Source organism: Methanoculleus chikugoensis (genome assembly GCF_019669965.1).
Classification (GTDB): Archaea; Halobacteriota; Methanomicrobia; order Methanomicrobiales; family Methanoculleaceae; genus Methanoculleus; species Methanoculleus chikugoensis.
Genome location: NZ_AP019781.1, coordinates 14729 through 31388, shown reverse-complemented (window position 1 = coordinate 31388; position 16660 = coordinate 14729). Strand labels below are relative to the sequence as shown.

Here is a 16660-nt window from a genome sequence, read left to right as displayed (position 1 = left end):
GCGAGGACTTATGTCCCCTCCTTCCCTACTATTCAGAAGAATGGTCATACGCGGGATCAGCAGGGATCTGCTTGCGATGCTCCTCGAGCTCGGCAAGGAACACTATCCGGACGAGTTCGTTGCCGTGCTGCGGGAACGGGACGGCGTTATCCGGGACCTCGACCTGGTTCCCGGCACCATCGTCGGGGAAGAGAGCGCCTCGTTCTTCATCGGTATGCTCCCGCTGGACACCCACCAGGCCGGCAGCGCCCACAGCCACCCGAACGGCGTCCTCTCCCCGTCGGCGGCGGATCTCAGGTTCTTCCCCACGGTGGGGCGGTACCACATCATCGTCGGCTACCCCTACGGGAAGCGGGACTGGCGGTGCTACCGGGCGGACGGCAGCGCGACACACCTCGAGGTGGTCGAGTGATCCGCGTGGTCGCAACGGGGACGTTCGACATCCTCCACCCCGGACACCTCTACTACCTTGAGGAGTCGCGGAACCTCGGCGACGAGCTCTCCGTGATCGTGGCGCGGGACGCGAACGTGAAGCATAAGCCGCGGCCGATCCTCCCCGAAGACCAGCGGCTCCGGATGGTCCGGGCATTAAAGCCGGTCGACCATGCGCTCCTCGGTGACCTCCACGATATGTTCCGGCCGATAGCGGAGATCCGGCCCGAGATCATCACGCTTGGGTTTAACCAGCACTTCGATGAGGAGCATCTCCGGCAGAGGCTCCGGGAACGAGGGCTCGATGCGGAGGTCGTCAGGATACCCGGGTATCCCGGATCGCTTGCCAGTTCGTCGAAGATCATCGAGCGTGTCCTGAATACCCGGGCTCCTCCGGGTCCCACCGGCTCTCCCGGCGAGGAGTGACTCCGGACCCGGAACACGGGGAAACCACCCGCAGGTGACGGCGATTCATGCGGCAGATCGGTATCCGGGACGATGACGACGATACGACGAGCGGGCTGAAGGTCTCGGTTCCGTTCCTGCTCTGCGGGCTCTTTCTTGCCGTCGTATGGTTCTTCCTCCCGGCGGAGCAGTGGCTCCTGCTCTTCGGGATGATGGTCGCCTACATCGTTCCGCCGCTCGGCCGGGAGACGATCATCCCGGTCTGCATCCTCTGGGGGATTCCGTGGTGGCTGGCCGCGTTCACCCTGGCGTTCCTGGACTTCGCCGGCGGGCTCTTTATGGCCTGGAACTTTCCGCTGGTCCTGCGCATCCCCTACGTCGGCCCCTGGGTCAGCCGTTTCACGGCGGCAGGCCGGACCTTCCTCGACCGGCGGCCGTGGCTTGAGCGGCTCTACTTCGTCGGTCTCATCGCCTTCGTGGCTCTTCCCTTTGACGGGTCGGGGAGCATCGTCGGCTCCATCGTCGGAAGAATGCTCGGGATGACGAAGGCGGAGGTCCTCGCCTGCATCACTGTCGGCGGCATCATCGGCAGTTTTGCCATCGCTCTCGGCATCGACTACGTCGTGCACCTCATCCCGCCTGGGGCCGGGCTCTGGGTCTCGCTTGCCGTCCTCCTCCTGATCGGCACCGCTCTTCTCGTGACCTACCGGAGTTATTCGCGGAGGCCTGAAGCGGACGCCTGATCCCGGCGGGTTATGGGACGGGCGCCGGCGCAGCGTAAACGAAAAGCTATAATACCGGGCTCGGGGATTAATCATCCAGGCTATCCGGAGGGGTCGCATGCCGCCACTCCCCGGAACGGCCAGGGGGCGGCCTTTGTCGGTCGCCCCGGACGGTCTGAATATGGATTTGAATACGACGAGCCGCCTGGAGGCCGGCGAAACCCACCACACGACGCCCGGCATCACCGCTGCGATGCTGCAGCAGGTGATCGAGACCTCGCTCTCCGGGATCTGTATCGTCGATCAGGAGGGGTGCATCGCTTTTGCCAACGCTTCGCTCCTCGCCATGTGGGGGTACGACCTCTCTGAGGTGGTCGGAAAACCGGTGACCCGGCTCTGGCTCTCCCCCGAAGAGGCGCGGGACTGCATCGACCGTGTGCTCTCCGCCGGACGGTGGACCGGGACGGTTGCCGCCCGGCGGAGGGACGCTTCCTCGTTTTCCTCCCGGATAGCGCTCAGTACTGTCCGCGACCCCGGGACCGCCGACGTCTGGCTCCTCCTCTCCTGCATCGAGACCGGCGCAAAACGCGGGGGCGAAGAGGCACCCGATCCCCGCCGCAGCCTTGAGCGGGCCGTCGCGTCGATGCCCGCCCGGTTCATAGACCCGGCGGCGATCGATCCGGCGATCGACGACTCGTTCGAGGATCTCGGCCGCGCGTGCGGGGCGTGCAGGGTCTATCTCGCTCTCTTCAACGACCCGCGGACGCATCTCGGCGCGACGCACGAATGGTGCCGTGCGGGTCTGGTTCCGCTGCGGGGCGAGTTGCACACCCTCCTCAAGGACGATCCGCCCCGGTGGGCCGTGCGGGTTCTCAAAGGCGAGACCGTGATCGTGAACGGGGTGTCCGGGGACGGGCGGCCGGATAGGGTAGAGCGCGAGCTCCTGGAGCGGCACGGCGCTACGGCGGCCCTGATGATCCCTCTCCGGCTGAACGGAGCGGTCGTCGGCTTCGTCGGGTACGATCTGGATGCCGACGGCGCCTGTTTTTCGGACGAGGATGTGGCGCTTCTTTCTGCGGCCGTCCACATCATCGCGGGAGCGCTCGATCGGAAGCAGTCCGAGTACATCTTCCGGGAGTCGGAGGGCCTCTACCAGATCGTCCTCGACGCCATCACCGACACCGTTACCGTCGTCGATACCCAGCTCACCGTTCTTCTCGCAAACGACGCTTTCATCACCTGGTGCGAAGACCTCGGACTTGAAACAGACGTCGTCGGGAAGGATCTCTTCACCGTCGTGCCGTTCTTCCCCCCCGCGACGCGGCAGCTCTACGACCGGGTCATCCGGACCGGTCGGCCGCTGACGTCGGAGCGGTCGCTCAGTTCGGGCGACCGGGCCATGGTTCTGCGGGAGATACGGATCCCGATCTTCGAGCACGGCGAGGTCGCGAGGGTCGTCACCGTCGCGAGAGACGTCACCGCCCAGAGAGAGGTCGAAGACCTGAAATCAAAAGCCTACGCTCAGATCGAGCGGAACATGGAACAGTTCGCCCTGCTGGCCGACCATATAAGGAATCCGCTCCAGGCGATCATGGGGCGTGCCGAACTGCTCGACGATGCCGAGACGAGGGAGAAGATCCGCCAGCAGGTGCAGCGGATCAACGGGATCATCGACCAGCTCGACGAACGGTGGGGCGAGTCGAGGAGACTCTCCACGTTCTGGCGGAGGTACTCCTGATATCCCAATACTTCGCTAATTTTGATACCTGACATCAAACGATGCAGTCTCACGCAATGCCGTAATGAAGAGCTGGTGGTAACCCTGATACTGGCCTTCGCGCTCTTCGCGTCTCGAAGCCTACGGCTTCTCACGCTCTTGTCCTGCGGACAGTCGCGGCTCGCGCCTACGGTGCTCAAGCTCGCTTCGCTCGCACTTCGCGTGAGTTACTTGCTGGGGATTAATAATACAGTCTCACGCGAAGAACGCGAAGCCGCGAAGGGAATTACAGGTAATTACACCGATCTTCGCGTCCTTCGCGGCTTCGCGTGAGTCAACAGGTGCAGATAATGATACTGCCTCACGCGAAGGACGACTTTCCCGAAGGGTGCGACGGTTCGTAAGAACCGGAGCATGAGCACCGCAGGTGCGATGTGCGACTGGCCGATGGGCAGGTCGATGGTTTGGCCTTCGGAGGATCCTCAGAACTGTAGCAAAGTGCTGATACCCCTCACCCCGTCTCTCCGAGCGCCTTCCATACTCGGTTCCGCTCGAGGATGATCCAGTAGCGGCGGAGTTCGGCTTCCGCCGCCCGGTAATCGGGGTAATGCTCGCCGACGAGACGCCAGAACCGTTCCGAATGGTTCTGTTCGCGGAGGTGGGCGGCCTCGTGGACGACGACGTATTCGCGTAGCGTCTCCGGGAGGGCTACGACGCGCAGGTTGACGTTTACGTTGCCGAGCGCCGAGCAGCTCCCCCACCGCGTCTTCTGCATCTTCACCGCGATCCGCCCCTGCCACCGGCCGGCGAGATCCGGGCAGGCCACCAGCCGGTCGAGCACCTCCTTCTTCAGCATCCGGGAGAGTCCTCGCCGGAGAGCGGGGACGGACGGGAAGGCGGCGGTTCCCGCGGCCTCGTCGACCGCGAACCGCGCGCCCGGAACCACGCGGCAGAACCGCCCGTGCAGGAGGAGCATCTCCTCTCGCCCGCGTCCTTCGGCGGCCAGCCGGTCGAGTTCCCGCCGCCGCTTCTCTATCCAGGCCGCGTTGCGCTGCAGGAACCCCTCGACGTCGAACGACGGGGGGGCGACCACGCGCAGAGTTCCGTCCGGCCGCACCTGGAGGCGGGCGGATCGCACCGCCTTCAGAACAATGGTCGTTTTGCCCGCGCTGCTCTCCCTCTCTCCCCGGTTCATGATACCAGTAATGGGGCGCCGGCGGGAAAAAACGTGATCCGGCATGTACCTATACCTGATGACGACAAAGAATTACGTAGGGCTCCCGCCCCGGGATGCAGGCGGGCGCGAGGATGGCAGCATGCACGAGAAGGAACTGAAGATCGGTGATATCGCGCACCTCACCGGGCTTTCGGAGCAGGATGTCCGGGCGCTCATCCGGGCCTACGACAGCCTTTTTACCTACCGGACGATCGGGCGGGCCCGGCTCTTCCCGCAGAAGGCTGTGGCGATCGTCCGGGAACTCACGGAGCTCTCCGGGCGAGGGCTCTCGCCTGAGGAGATCGCCGACGAGGTTAGATCGGGAAAAGATCGGGCCCCACCTGAAGAACCCGCGGAAGAGATCGGCCGGACAGCCGCCCCGCTCCCGTCCGAGGTGGTGATCGAGTTCGGGGTGATGCGGGATACGCTGGCCCGGCAGGAGCGCCGGATCGCCCGTCTGGTCGAGGAACTCGAGCAGGAGCGCGAACTGAGGGCCGAGGAGGGTGAGCGGTTCCGGAAGACCGTCGACGACCTTGAGGGCCGCCTCTCCGCGCAGCAGGAGCAGCTCGCCCTCGTCGCGGAATGGGTCGACTACTTCGACCGGCAGATGGACGAGGTCACCCGCCCGGTCTTTGAGCGGTTCCGGAGGACGGTCGCGAAGAAGGGCGGTTCCGGCCAGTCCCCGGGCCGTTCCGGCTGATGCCGTGCGTGTACCGCCCGGGTCACCGAATGTCCGGTTGCCGTTCCTTCGCTACCGTGCAACATATGTGTAGCAATATATATTATTCGGCGTAATAAAAATAGCAAAATATAAATATCATCCCCGCCTCCGGCACGCGGGGTGATAGAATCTCCCAGCAGCAGATGGCCACAATATTGACCGTCGTCATTCAGGCACTGGTTGTCGGCGGGTTGATAGCCTGTATCGTCGTTGGAACACAGGATCGGTCGTCTCGCGAGGTCCCGCCGATCACCGAGGGCCGGTATGCCGGTGATCTGCCGCCGGGTGTCTCAGCGGCTGCGTATCCGATCGTCGGCCACCAGGCGGCGGGTATCCTGTCGGGTGCCGGGGAGACGTTCATCCTCTTTTCCGTGGGGGACGGTTCCCCTACCCCATCACAACCTGCATGACCGTCGGGTACCGGTTCATGACGGCGTAGACGAGAGGTTTTGCGATCCAGAGCCTTCCGCCCTGCATCCTCCTAAGGGTACTGATCTCCCCGAGGTGTTGGAGGGCCTGCACCGCGGCCTCGTCTCCGAGGAAGAAACTGTCCGGAACCGTCGAGTCGAAGTAGAAGAGGATCGGGAGCCGGAGCCGTCTCTGCAACTCGCCCGGGAGTGTCCTCTCCAGGTGAAGAAGGACGCCCCGGTCAAAGTCGTAGCGGTCCCCTCCCTTCGTGACGGACGACGGGTGCTCTTCCGCGAGGAGCCGGGAGAGGCGTTTACGCTCCGAGACGATCCCGTCGTTGATCCTGCCGATCTCAAGCCGCATCCATCGTAAGAGGGTCGACTCGTCGCCTGCTGATGGTCGGTCGGGCATGAATGCACCTATCGCGATCCGCCTCTGGGCCGCTCAGGACCCCTCTCTTTGCCATGCAATATATACCTGGCCCCGGAAACCGCGTCTCCCATGAAGGGTATCCGGGGCGTGTTCCGGCGATTCCGGTCGGGGATGGCCCTTCTCTCCGATCGCAATCTCCTCTTCGTCCGGGAGAAAGTATATATCTCTCCCTCTCCTTTCGGCATGTTCTGCGTGATCATGTATGAAACAGGATTCAGTGCACGGAAAGCATACCCGACGGCATGCCCGTTCTCACGGGCCGTCGTTCTGCGTTCTCCTCCTCACCGGCATGGCAGTTCTCCTTGCAGCCGCTCCGGCAGCCGCCACCGGCACGCCCGGGGGTGAGTACGACCCCGGGATCGCCGCGATGCTCGCAGAGATCGACGAGTCGGAACTCCGGAACACGACCTACGACCTGCAGAACTTCTCGACCCGGGTATACGGCACCGAGGGGAACCAGGAGGCGGGTGCGTACCTCTCCGCGAGGCTTGCCGCCATCCCCGGGCTCGAGGTGGAGTCACGGGGCGGCGAACACAATGCCATCGTCGCCACGCTCCCCGGGGGCGACGCCTCCGACGGAGTCGTGGTGGTGGGGGCGCACTACGACAGCAAGTCGCTCGACCCCGCCCGCGCGCCCGGGGCCACCGACAACGGCTGCGGCGTCGCGATCGTCCTGGAACTTGCCCGGGTTATGAGCGAGCACTCGTTCGACCGGACGGTGCAGTTCGCGTTCTGGAACGGCGAAGAGGTCGGCCGTCTCGGCAGCATCGAGTACGCCGCCGGTGCGGCGTCCCCGATCGTGCTCTATCTCAACTACGACTCGTCCTGCTACGATCCCCTTGACCGCTCCGTGCTCGATATCGTCTACGACGAGCATTCCGCGGATGTCGCGGCACTCATGGCGGACTATAACACCCTCTACTCCACGAACTTCACCCTGACCGAGAACGTCCATTCCTGCACCTCAGATCACGTATCCTTCCGTGACCGGGGTTACCCGGCCGTGACGACCCATTGCGAGGGGCACGGCCCGGCCCATACCCCGGACGACACCGTCGACCAGGTATCGTTTGACTACGCGAAGAGGAACGCCCGGCTCGGTCTTGCGGTGCTCGCGGAGGTGGCGGGGTTCCGGGGAGAGGATGCCGGCAACGCCATCTCGAAGGCCCTGAGGGTGGTGTGGGATCTCTCAGGAAGGCTGGACGGGGCGGGCTAGCGATCGGAACGGAGCCGTAATCCGTCGCGCGGGTGGTGTGAGCTGATTGTGCTGCCGTTTTCAACCCCTGCGAGGCTGCTGCCATCCTCGATCCGGCTCTTTATCCATCGTATATCCGGATGCGCGATACCCTCGCCGGACAGGATGCGGAGAGGCGAAGACTCATTTTTATACGGTCAAAGCCAACGTTTAAAAAATATGAATGATTCTGAGATCCTGATGAACCCCAACGAGCTGGTACGTTTTCTCAAGAAGGATCCGGCGAAATTTACGAAAGAGGACATGATACGGTTTTGCGAGGCGAACGGAATTGAGATGGTCAACTTCCGTTACGCCGCCGAGGACGGCAAACTCAAGACCCTCAATTTTGTCATCTCTTCAAAGGAACACCTCGATACCATCCTCTCGGACGGCGAACGCGTCGACGGCAGCAACCTCTTTTCGTTCATCGAGGCGGGGAGCAGCGATCTCTACGTCATCCCCCGGTATCGCACGGCGTTCGTGAGCCCGTTCGCCGAGGTGCCGACACTCGAGTTCCTCTGCTCGTTCTACGACAGCGACGGGAAACCGCTTGAGAGCGCGCCGGAGTACGTGCTCCGCAAGGCGGACGAGGAGTTCACCCGCCGGACCGGGTGCACCTTCAAGACCCTTGGAGAACTCGAGTACTACGTCGTCAGCCCGCGGGACGACCTCTACCCCGGCCGCGACCAGAAAGGTTACCACTCGGCCGAACCCTTCGTCAAGTTCGCGGACCTGCGGGACGAGGCGATGCGGCTGATCGCCCGCGCCGGAGGCAGGATCAAGTACGGCCACTCTGAGGTCGGGTGCTTCTATAACGACGACGCTTACTACGAGCAGCACGAGATCGAGTTCCTGCCGATGCCGGTGGAGCAGGCGGTCGAGCAGCTGATCGTCGCGAAGTGGGTCTTGCGGATGCTCGGCAACCAGTACGGTGTCGAGATCAGTTTCGCCCCGAAGATCACCGTCGGCAAGGCCGGGAGCGGGATGCACTTCCACATGCTCGTCGAGAAGGACGGCAGGAACCTGCTGGTCGAGGAGGGCAGACTGAGCCCGCTCGCCCGGAAGATGATCGCCGGCATCCTTGACGCCTCCGACGCCCTGACGGCTTTCGGGAACACCATCCCGACCTCCTACCTCCGTCTCGTCCCCCACCAGGAGGCGCCGACGACGGTCTGCTGGGGCGACCGCAACCGCTCGGTCGTGGTCCGGGTGCCTCTCGGCTGGGTCGGCGCCGACGGCATGACCCGTGACGCGAACCCCGGCGAGAACGGTCATCGGCCGAACCGCCCCTCAAAGCAGACGTTCGAGTACCGGGTCGCCGACGGATCGGCCGATCCCTACCTGATCGTCGCCGGTCTCATCGTGGCGGCGCTCCGCGGAATCGAGATGCCCGGCGCGCTCGAAGCGGCCGAGAAACTCTATGTCAGCGGGAACATCTTCCGCCCCGAGTTCAAGGAACGTCTCGCGACGTTCAAGCAGCTTCCTGCCTCCTGCGTCGAGTCGGCCGAGGCACTCGAGGCGAAGCGTGCGATCTTCGAGTCGAACGGGATCTTCCCGGCGGGAATGATCGAGAGCAGGATCTCTACCCTGAAGGCCTTCGACGACCTGGGACTGAGCGAGAGGCTCTACGGCAACAACGACGCGATCCGGGAACTGGTCGACCGGTACATCCACGTCGCGTGAGAGCCGCCTCTCCGCCTCCCATAGATTATTTTTTTCCAGCGGCCGGCAGGGTACGGCACCGGACCCCTGTCCGGGTACACCTCCCCTCCCGCCTGAGCCGCGGCAGGGGCAAGGTATTATATCCGGGAGATCCAGAGGAGGTGGCTCTCCGGCGTGGCGCCGGGCTCCCGGCGGAGAAGGGGGATGCCCCTGAGGACCTCGTGGAGCCGCGCACGTCCGGGTGACGGAGGAACGCGTATGAGAGGTGGAGCAGAAGAAAGCACGGCAGGAGAAGCGGCCCCGGTCACGTTTACATGTTACCGTATCACCCCGGGGGAGGAGGGTATTCCCGAGGAGGGCATGAACACCTACAGCGTTGTGGTGCTGCTGCCCGACGGGGATGTCAAGCACCAGGTCGTCTGGGCGCGGGCTCCGGAGGATATCGGCGACGCGATCCGGGTTCCCCCGGGATCGAGGGTGATCATGACCGAGATGAAGAGCGCCCTTGTCTGGGACAGCGAAGCGATGGAAGAGGAAGAACAAGCCGTGGAGGCCGCACCGGCCCCCTGACCTTTTTTGAGACAAATTCTCCGATCTCTATTCTGAAGAAAATATTCAGGCATTCTTCCCGGCGGATCTCAGAGCCGTTTGACATCGAGGATCATGGAACCCACGCCGACCAGGGAGACCGCGATGATCGCGAAAGCAACAAGGTTGAAGTTCTCGGAGATGAGGGGGATGTTCCCGAAGAGGTAGCCCGCGAGGATGAAACTCGTGACCCACAACACCCCTCCGGTCGCATTGAACAGGATAAACCTGGAGTAGTCCATCTTCCCGGTCCCCGCGAGGAACGGCGCCAGGGTCCGGACGAAGGGAGCAAACCTGGCTATCACAATGGTCTTCCCGCCGTACTTCTCGAAGTAGGCTTCGGTCTTCTCGATATGGTGCGGTCTGATGAACGGGATTCCCCGCGAGAGGAACCGGGAGCCGAACTCCCTCCCGATCAAGTAGTTCAGCGTGTCCCCCGCAATCGCCGCCGTTATCAGGAGCGCGAGGACGGGGAGGAGGCTGAGGTTGCCCTGTGCGGCGATTGCGCCTACAAGGAACAGGAGCGAATCGCCCGGAAGGTAGGGGGTGACGACCAGCCCCGTCTCGAGGAAGATTATGAGGAAGAGGAAGAAGTACACGAATGTCCCGTACTCCTCGATGACGAGCGGCAGAAAATCATCGAAGTGTATGACGACGTCGATGAGATTCCCTATCTGTTCAAACATCTACCCCTGTTTTATGCTGGTGCCTGATATACCTGTTGCGCCGGTACGACCCGATCCTGACCGGGGCTATCTCCGGGTCACGGACAGCCCTTTCCTCCCACAAAATGAGATGCCGGGGGATCGTCTTCTCCGATCATGGATCGATCTCTTGACGGTCTGCCCGATACGATGCCGGTGGTCGCCGGGATCGCGACGGCATCCGGTCAGGCCCGCCTCATCCGGGTCCACTCCCGCTCGGGGCCGAGGGTACATGGAATACTCCTCCCCGGCGACCCACGATCCGATGCGATGATGATTGAGGGCATGCCTTCCGTCGAGGAGCCCCGCGATGGAGAGGTCCCGGCGTTCAGCGCCGGGATACAGTCCTTCCTCCTGGGGAAGGATGTGCAGTTCGATATCGATCTCCTCGACCTTGACCGGCGCCCGCCGTTCCAGCAGCGCGTTCTCCTCGCCGAATCCGGCATTCCCCGGGGATACGTCAGCACCTACGGGCGCATCGCCCGGCGCCTCGGGGTGCCCGGCGCCGCACGGGCGGTCGGGAACGCACTCGCCAGGAACCCATTTCCTCTTGCCATCCCCTGCCGCCGCGCCCTGCGGTCGGACGGAGCGATGGGCGGATTTCAGGGCGGCCTTGAGATGAAGCGGAGGCTGCTTGAGATGGAGGGGACCGGGTTCCGCGAGGACGGCCGGGTGCTTATGGACCACGTCTGGTACTGAAACTCCCGTGGTAAGCGTATGCCTCCTCTCTGTGATCCGGGTCATCGAGAGGTATATGTGGGATGACGTATCTCCGTCCCTGAAGGTGATTGGATGGCAGATGTTACCGGCCAGCAGATGGCAAAACCCACCGAGTACAGTGCGGTCAACCTGGTGAAGGATGCCGGGGTGGACACGGAACGGTGGAACCGGGTTCCGGACGAGGCGACGATAAAAAGAACGGCTGAAGCAGTTGAATCCCGGAATATCAGGGTGATTCTTGTGGATACGGCAGAGGAGGGGCTCCGGGCCGTTATCGACCTGATCCCGGAGGGGGCCGAGGTCATGTACGGCTCCTCGACGACCATGAACGAGATGGGGTTTGACCGGGCGCTTAAGGAGAACCGGAAGGGGTGGCGCGATTACCACGCGGTCATCACCGCCGAGAACGATGAGAAGAAGCGGCACGCGCTCCGCAGGAAGAGCGTGGCCGCCGACTACTTCCTCTCCGGGGTCCAGGCGATCGCCGAGTCGGGCGAGGTCGTCGGGTGCGACAAGACCGGGAGCCGGATGGGGGCGTGGCCTCACGCGGCGGCCCACCTCATCCTCGTCTCCGGGACAAACAAGATCGTGCCGACCGTCGACGATGCGCTCCGGCGGTGCCGGGAGTACTGCCTGCCCCTCGAGAACCAGCGGGCACAGCACGTCTACGGCATGGGAAGTTACATCGGCAAGCACGTGATCCTCGATAAGGAGGACGCCGATGGGCGGGTATCCCTCGTCCTGATCAGGGAACGGCTCGGATACTGAATGGGGGAGGGGATCCCCCTTTATCCGGTACGCGCGAAGTCGATGAAGCCTTTGTAGGGGTCCGTCGCGAGCAAGCGGACGTGCACCCGCTGGCCGACCCGGAGCCCCTGCTCGCCCAGCACGACCCTTCCTTCGGCCGGCGGATCGATCAGCCGGACGTAGGTTCCCTTCTCGGAGGCGCCGGTGACGAACGCCTCGAACGTCTCGCCGATCCGCTCCCGGAGGAGGACGGCAGCCGCCGCCTTCCGGACGTAGCGCTCGACCTTCTGCGACGCCTTCTCCCGGTCGGTGAGCCGTGCGGCGAGGTCGTCGAGTTCTTCGCAGGTATACGGGCATTCATCCCCGTCGATGACCGATTTTATCAGCCGCTGGATGACAATATCGACGTAGCGCCGGTTCGGTGCGGTGCCGTGGGTGTAGTCGGTGACCGCGAGGGCGAAGTGGCCGACCGGCTCGTCTCCCGGCCGGAACGCCACGTACTCCCCCGCGCCCATCAGTTTCACGACAGTCAGGGAGAGGTCGGGGAAGCGGTCGGGGTCGGCCGCCTTTTGCCGGATGAGGAATCGCGTGAGCGCTTCGGCGTCCGGGTGGTCGGGCAGGGTCTCGCCGCGGTCCTCCGCTTCTTGAACGATCCCGTCCCAGTTCTTCGGGGTGCGGACGACCCGGTGGATCATGGGAAGACCGGCGGCGGCGAGGAACGCCGTTATGCTGCCGTTCGCCGCGACCATGAACTCCTCGATGAGGCACCGGGCGAGGTTCTGCTCCTGGACGACGAGCCCCATGACCCGGCCGTCCGCCACGACCGGCTCGGCCTCGATCGTCTCAAGGGCGAGCGCTCCCTGCTCCGTCCGCCGCTTCTTCATGCGCACCGCGGCCTCGTGCTGAAGGAGGACCTGCTCTGCAAGCCACGGCGTCTCCCTGACCGCCTCCGGAACGGGGCCGCTCCCCTCCAGCCAGTCGCCGACCTCCTCGTAGACGAGTTTCGCGTGGTTCCTGACGGTCGCCCGGTAGATCTCGCCGGGCCGCGTCCTCCCGTCGGCAAGGACGGTATACTCGATGACGACCGCCATCCGGTCCCGGCCGGGCAGGAGCGAGGTGATGCCCGCCGAGAGGCGGTCGGGGAGCATCGGGAAGGTCGTTACGCCGGTATAAACGGATGTTCCGTTATGGGCGGCGTGCCGGTCGGTCTCCGATCCTTTCGGGACGCGGGAGTCGACGTCCGCAATCGCGACCCTGACCCGGATCTCACCGCCCGATCCTTCTTCGCAGACCTCGATCTGGTCGAGGTCCTCTGAGTCGTGGTTGTCGATCGAGGACCAGAGGAGCGACCGGAGATCGAGGGGGTCGCCGGGGGTATCCGGGAAGGCGTCTTCGGCGAGAGCGTCGACCTCCCGGAGGACGGCCGGCCGGAAGGCCGGGATGAAGCCGTACTGCTGCATCGCCGTCCACGCGATGCCCTTCAGGTTCACGGGCTGCTCATTCTGCATCTCTCTGAGAGATTCGTTTGCGGGTATAAAACCACTTGGGAATGTCGGGCGGTTACCGGCCGGTCGTCCGTATCACCGGATCTCAATCCGGTCGCCCGTCACCATGTAGTGCACCTTCTCCGCGATCTTGCACGCGTGGTCCCCGCAACGTTCGAGGTACCGGGCGATCATGACGTAGTTCGTGCACCGCGTGATGTTCTTTTGGTCCTCCATCATGTAGGTGAGGCACTCGCGGAATATGGAGTACCTGAGGGCGTCGACGACCTCCTCCCTCTCCTGGATATTGGCTATCACGGCGAGGTCCTCGCGTTCGAACGCGACCAGCACATCCGCGATCATCCCGTCGACGACCTCTCCCATGTGGGGGAGGCTGACGAGGTTTCCCACGTGCGGCGCCCCGGCGAGATCGGGTACAACGATGGTGATGTCTTTCCCGTAGCGGCCGATGCGGTGGAGGTTCGTGATCATCTTCATCGAGGCTGCGATCGTCCGGAGGTCTTTTGCCATCGGCTGGTTGAGGGCGATGAGTCTCAGGCATTTCTGCTCGATCCCATCATCGTAATCCGCGAGTTTCTGCTTCTCCTCGCCGATCGTCTCGGCGAGCGTCACGTCCTGGGCCTTCAACGCTACCATCGACTGCCGGAGCATACCCTGTGCGAGGCGGCCCATCGCGAGAACATCCCCTTTCAGGGACGCAATTTCCGTATGAAATTTCGTTACCATTGGTTCTCCCTACCCGAACCGCCCGGTGATGTAGTTCTCCGTCAGTTCTTCACCGGGATCTTCGAAGATCTTCGTGGTTTTGTCGAACTCCACCAGTCTTCCCAGGTACATGAACCCGGTGCAGTCGCTGGCCCGTGCCGCCTGCTGCATGTTGTGCGTGACGATGACGACGGTGTAGTCCCGGGCAAGCCGGACGATGAGGTCCTCGATCTTTGCCGTGGCGATGGGGTCGAGGGCGGAGCATGGCTCGTCCATCAGGATCACCTCCGGCCCGACCGCAAGGGATCGCGCGATGCAGAGCCTCTGCTGCTGTCCGCCCGAGAGGGAGAGCGCGGGTTCGTGGAGGCGGTCCTTCACTTCGTCCCAGAGCGCGGCCCCCTTCAGGCTCTCCTCGACGGTGCGGTCGAGTTCCTTCTTATCGCCCACCCCATGAATACGGGAGCCGTAAGCGACGTTCTCGTAGATGCTCTTCGGGAACGGGTTGGGTTTCTGGAAGACCATGCCGATCTTCTCGCGGATCGCGTATACGTCCACATGGGGATCGTGGATATCGTTCCCGTTAAAGAGAATCTCTCCGGTGATCCTTGAGGAGTCGATGAGGTCGTTCATCCGGTTGAAGCACCGGAGCAGGGTCGATTTCCCGCATCCCGACGGTCCGATCAGCGCCGTGACCTTATTCTTCGGGATCTGGAGCGAGATATCGATGAGGGCATGCTTCTGCCCGTACCAGAGGTTGAGGTTTGTCGTCTCGAGGATCGTGGATCCAGTCATTTACATCACCGTTGCCCGGTGGTATCGCCGCCGAACCAGGATCGCGGCGAGATAGATCGTGAGGACCAGCAGCAGGAGCACGAACGCGGTCCCGTAACTCTGCGTGGCCGCCCCCGGAACGGTTGTGGTGAGGACGAAGAGGTGGTATGGGAGCGCCATCACCGGTTCCGTGAGCGACGACGGCAGGAATCTGCTGCTGAAGATCGCTGCCGTGAACATGATGGGGGCCGTCTCGCCTGCAGCACGCCCGATGGAGAGGATCGCTCCGGTGAGGATCCCGGGGAGTGCCGGGGGAAGGACCACCCGCCAGATCGTCTGCCACTTTGTGGCGCCGAGAGCGTAACTTCCCTCCCGGAGAGAGCCGGGGATCGACCGGAGCGCCTCTTCGGTCGTCCGGATGATCATCGGGAGGATCATCAGGCCGAGGGTGATCTGTCCGGCGATCAGCGAGACCCCGAAGCCCATAAAGAGCACCAGGAACGCGAACCCGAAGAGTCCGAAGACGATGGACGGCGTTCCGTTCAGCAGGTCCACCGCGGTACGGGTGCTCCGCGTCAGCGGGGTCTCGGCCGTGTACTCGACGAGATAGACGGCCGTCGCGATCCCGAGCGGAAGGGCGATAGCGAGAGCTCCTCCCACGAGGTAGAACGTCCCGACGATCGCGGGGAATATTCCTCCTGCTCTCCCGAGATCTCTCGGCGACCCGGTCAGGAACTCCCAGGAGATCGCTCCGGCTCCGTTGACGACGAGCTCGAAGAGGATCACTCCGAGAGCCGCGATCACGATCGCGACCGAGAGCGATACCAGGAGGAACGCGCATCGCTGCGAGGCCCTCGGGGGGAGAAGCCTTCCGAACGGCGCCGATACGGCGTGGGTTATGCGTGAGGCCGCCCCGGTAATAGCCTGATACGGCGTGGAGTGCAGGATCGCGGCCTTCACCCGCCCGGACGGCGTGGGCCGTGCCGTACCCTGTGTTCCCTGTATCCGGGTGATGATGACCCGTGCCGCGCTGTTGATCGCGAGCGTGGTGAAGAGCAGGACCACCGCAACACCGAAGAGCGCATGGTAATGCGTGCTTCCGAACGCGACCTCGCCCATCTCGATGCCCAGCGTCCCGGTCAGCGTCCGTACGGGGGAGAAGACGTCGTAGATCGGGTCCGGGATGACGGCGGCGTTCCCCGTGACCATCAGCACCGCCATCGTCTCGCCGATGGCGCGCCCCATCCCGAGGATGATCGCTGCGCTGATGCCGGAGAGCGCGCCGGGCACGATGACCCTCCGGATCGTCTGCCAGTGCGTTGCCCCGAGAGCGAGGCTGCCCTCTTTGAACTCTCTCGGGACCGAACTGATGGCATCCTCGGCGACGCTCGTGATCGTCGGTATGGCCATGATCGCGAGGAGGATCGAGCCTGCAAGCCAGCTCGACCCCGACGGCTGGTCGAATACGACACGTATCCAGTCGGTCAGGAGGATCAGGCCGAAGAATCCGTAGACGACGGAGGGAATGCCGGCCAGCAGCTCGATAGCGGGTTTTATAACTGATTTCATCCCCGGAGAGGCGATCTCTGCGATGAAGACAGCGCTCCCGATGCTGAGCGGGACAGCGATGACCATCGCGAGCGCCATAACCAGGATCGTCCCGGTGATGAGCGGAAACACCCCGTAGGCCGGATTCAGGCCGGTCGGGTTCCATTCCGCACCGACGAGGAAGTTCCAGAGACCTGTCTCGAGAACGATCTGGTAGCCGTCGCGGAGCAGGAAGACGATGATAAAGAAGACTGCGACGATCGCGGCCAGCGCGGCACAAAAGAGCATTTTGCCGACGGCCCGATCGACAAACCGCCTCTTCGCTCCAATGATCGGCCTGCCGATCTCTCCCGTTCCGCGATCTCGCGGCCACCCGAAGTTCTGGCACCGGGCCCGTATGCTGAAACCTTTTGCCATCAG

The 16660-nt window shown here is 63.5% G+C and carries 18 protein-coding genes; 11 read left to right on the top strand and 7 right to left on the bottom strand.

Annotated features, from left to right (window positions below; all coding sequences use genetic code 11):
* Nucleotides 1-40 precede the first annotated feature (40 nt).
* From MchiMG62_RS00160 to MchiMG62_RS00145, 4 genes are all read left to right on the top strand, one after another.
* The gene (locus MchiMG62_RS00160) at nt 41-412 is read left to right on the top strand and encodes a Mov34/MPN/PAD-1 family protein (protein ID WP_221057372.1); all 372 of its coding nucleotides are present in this window, start codon (nt 41-43) and stop codon (nt 410-412) included.
* Nucleotides 409-858: an FAD synthase family protein gene (locus MchiMG62_RS00155; protein WP_221057371.1), complete on the top strand. Its 450-nt coding sequence runs from the start codon at nt 409-411 to the stop codon at nt 856-858. Before MchiMG62_RS00160 ends, MchiMG62_RS00155 begins: the two co-directional genes overlap by 4 nt.
* A 47-nt stretch (nt 859-905) precedes the next feature.
* Entirely contained in the window at nt 906-1580 is a 675-nt protein-coding gene (locus MchiMG62_RS00150) for a small multi-drug export protein (RefSeq protein WP_221057370.1), read from the top strand.
* 160 nt (nt 1581-1740) lie between these two features.
* The gene (locus tag MchiMG62_RS00145; protein ID WP_221057369.1) at nt 1741-3297 is read left to right on the top strand and encodes a PAS domain-containing protein; all 1557 of its coding nucleotides are present in this window, start codon (nt 1741-1743) and stop codon (nt 3295-3297) included.
* Nucleotides 3298-3787: 490 nt separating this feature from the next.
* Here the strand turns inward: MchiMG62_RS00145 and MchiMG62_RS00140 are convergent, their stop codons facing one another.
* A complete protein-coding gene (locus MchiMG62_RS00140) occupies nt 3788-4471 on the bottom strand; it encodes a M48 family metallopeptidase (RefSeq protein WP_221057368.1) in 684 nt (227 codons plus the stop codon).
* A 58-nt stretch (nt 4472-4529) separates the two neighbouring features.
* On the opposite strand from MchiMG62_RS00140, the gene MchiMG62_RS00135 reads away from it, so the two are divergent.
* Together MchiMG62_RS00135 and MchiMG62_RS00130 are read left to right on the top strand one after the other, a co-directional pair.
* The gene (locus MchiMG62_RS00135) at nt 4530-5192 is read left to right on the top strand and encodes a MerR family transcriptional regulator (protein ID WP_221057367.1); all 663 of its coding nucleotides are present in this window, start codon (nt 4530-4532) and stop codon (nt 5190-5192) included.
* Nucleotides 5193-5356: 164 nt separating this feature from the next.
* On the top strand, nt 5357-5623 hold the full coding sequence (locus MchiMG62_RS00130; protein ID WP_221057366.1) for a hypothetical protein: 267 nt from the start codon (nt 5357-5359) through the stop codon (nt 5621-5623).
* Here MchiMG62_RS00130 and MchiMG62_RS00125 read toward each other — a convergent pair.
* Nucleotides 5601-6032 (bottom strand): DUF61 family protein, encoded by a 432-nt coding sequence (locus MchiMG62_RS00125; protein WP_221057365.1) that lies wholly within the window; start codon nt 6030-6032, stop codon nt 5601-5603. The genes MchiMG62_RS00130 and MchiMG62_RS00125 overlap by 23 nt on opposite strands.
* A 223-nt stretch (nt 6033-6255) precedes the next feature.
* Here MchiMG62_RS00125 and MchiMG62_RS00120 point away from each other — a divergent pair, with 223 nt between their 5' ends.
* From MchiMG62_RS00120 to MchiMG62_RS00110, 3 genes are all read left to right on the top strand, one after another.
* A complete protein-coding gene (locus tag MchiMG62_RS00120; RefSeq protein WP_221057364.1) occupies nt 6256-7269 on the top strand; it encodes a M28 family metallopeptidase in 1014 nt (337 codons plus the stop codon).
* A gap of 198 nt (nt 7270-7467) precedes the next feature.
* Entirely contained in the window at nt 7468-8973 is a 1506-nt protein-coding gene (locus MchiMG62_RS00115) for a glutamine synthetase family protein (protein WP_221057363.1), read from the top strand.
* Between the two features lie 237 nt (nt 8974-9210).
* Nucleotides 9211-9522: a hypothetical protein gene (locus tag MchiMG62_RS00110; RefSeq protein ID WP_221057362.1), complete on the top strand. Its 312-nt coding sequence runs from the start codon at nt 9211-9213 to the stop codon at nt 9520-9522.
* A gap of 68 nt (nt 9523-9590) precedes the next feature.
* Here the strand turns inward: MchiMG62_RS00110 and MchiMG62_RS00105 are convergent, their stop codons facing one another.
* Nucleotides 9591-10226, bottom strand: coding sequence for a VTT domain-containing protein (locus MchiMG62_RS00105; protein ID WP_221057361.1), 636 nt, complete (start codon nt 10224-10226; stop codon nt 9591-9593).
* Between the two features lie 135 nt (nt 10227-10361).
* On the opposite strand from MchiMG62_RS00105, the gene MchiMG62_RS00100 reads away from it, so the two are divergent.
* Both MchiMG62_RS00100 and MchiMG62_RS00095 read left to right on the top strand, forming a co-directional pair.
* A complete protein-coding gene (locus tag MchiMG62_RS00100; protein ID WP_221057360.1) occupies nt 10362-10943 on the top strand; it encodes a methylated-DNA--[protein]-cysteine S-methyltransferase in 582 nt (193 codons plus the stop codon).
* A 93-nt stretch (nt 10944-11036) separates the two neighbouring features.
* Nucleotides 11037-11732 (top strand): lactate utilization protein, encoded by a 696-nt coding sequence (locus MchiMG62_RS00095; RefSeq protein ID WP_244987728.1) that lies wholly within the window; start codon nt 11037-11039, stop codon nt 11730-11732.
* A 20-nt stretch (nt 11733-11752) separates the two neighbouring features.
* Here MchiMG62_RS00095 and MchiMG62_RS00090 read toward each other — a convergent pair whose 3' ends face one another.
* From MchiMG62_RS00090 to pstA, 4 genes are all read right to left on the bottom strand, one after another.
* Entirely contained in the window at nt 11753-13219 is a 1467-nt protein-coding gene (locus MchiMG62_RS00090; RefSeq protein ID WP_221057359.1) for an RNB domain-containing ribonuclease, read from the bottom strand.
* A gap of 72 nt (nt 13220-13291) precedes the next feature.
* Nucleotides 13292-13942, bottom strand: coding sequence for a phosphate signaling complex protein PhoU (gene phoU, locus MchiMG62_RS00085; RefSeq protein WP_221057358.1), 651 nt, complete (start codon nt 13940-13942; stop codon nt 13292-13294).
* A 9-nt stretch (nt 13943-13951) separates the two neighbouring features.
* Nucleotides 13952-14713 (bottom strand): phosphate ABC transporter ATP-binding protein PstB, encoded by a 762-nt coding sequence (gene pstB / locus MchiMG62_RS00080; protein WP_221057357.1) that lies wholly within the window; start codon nt 14711-14713, stop codon nt 13952-13954.
* Entirely contained in the window at nt 14714-16657 is a 1944-nt protein-coding gene (pstA, locus tag MchiMG62_RS00075; RefSeq protein ID WP_425331892.1) for a phosphate ABC transporter permease PstA, read from the bottom strand.
* Nucleotides 16658-16660: the final 3 nt, after the last annotated feature.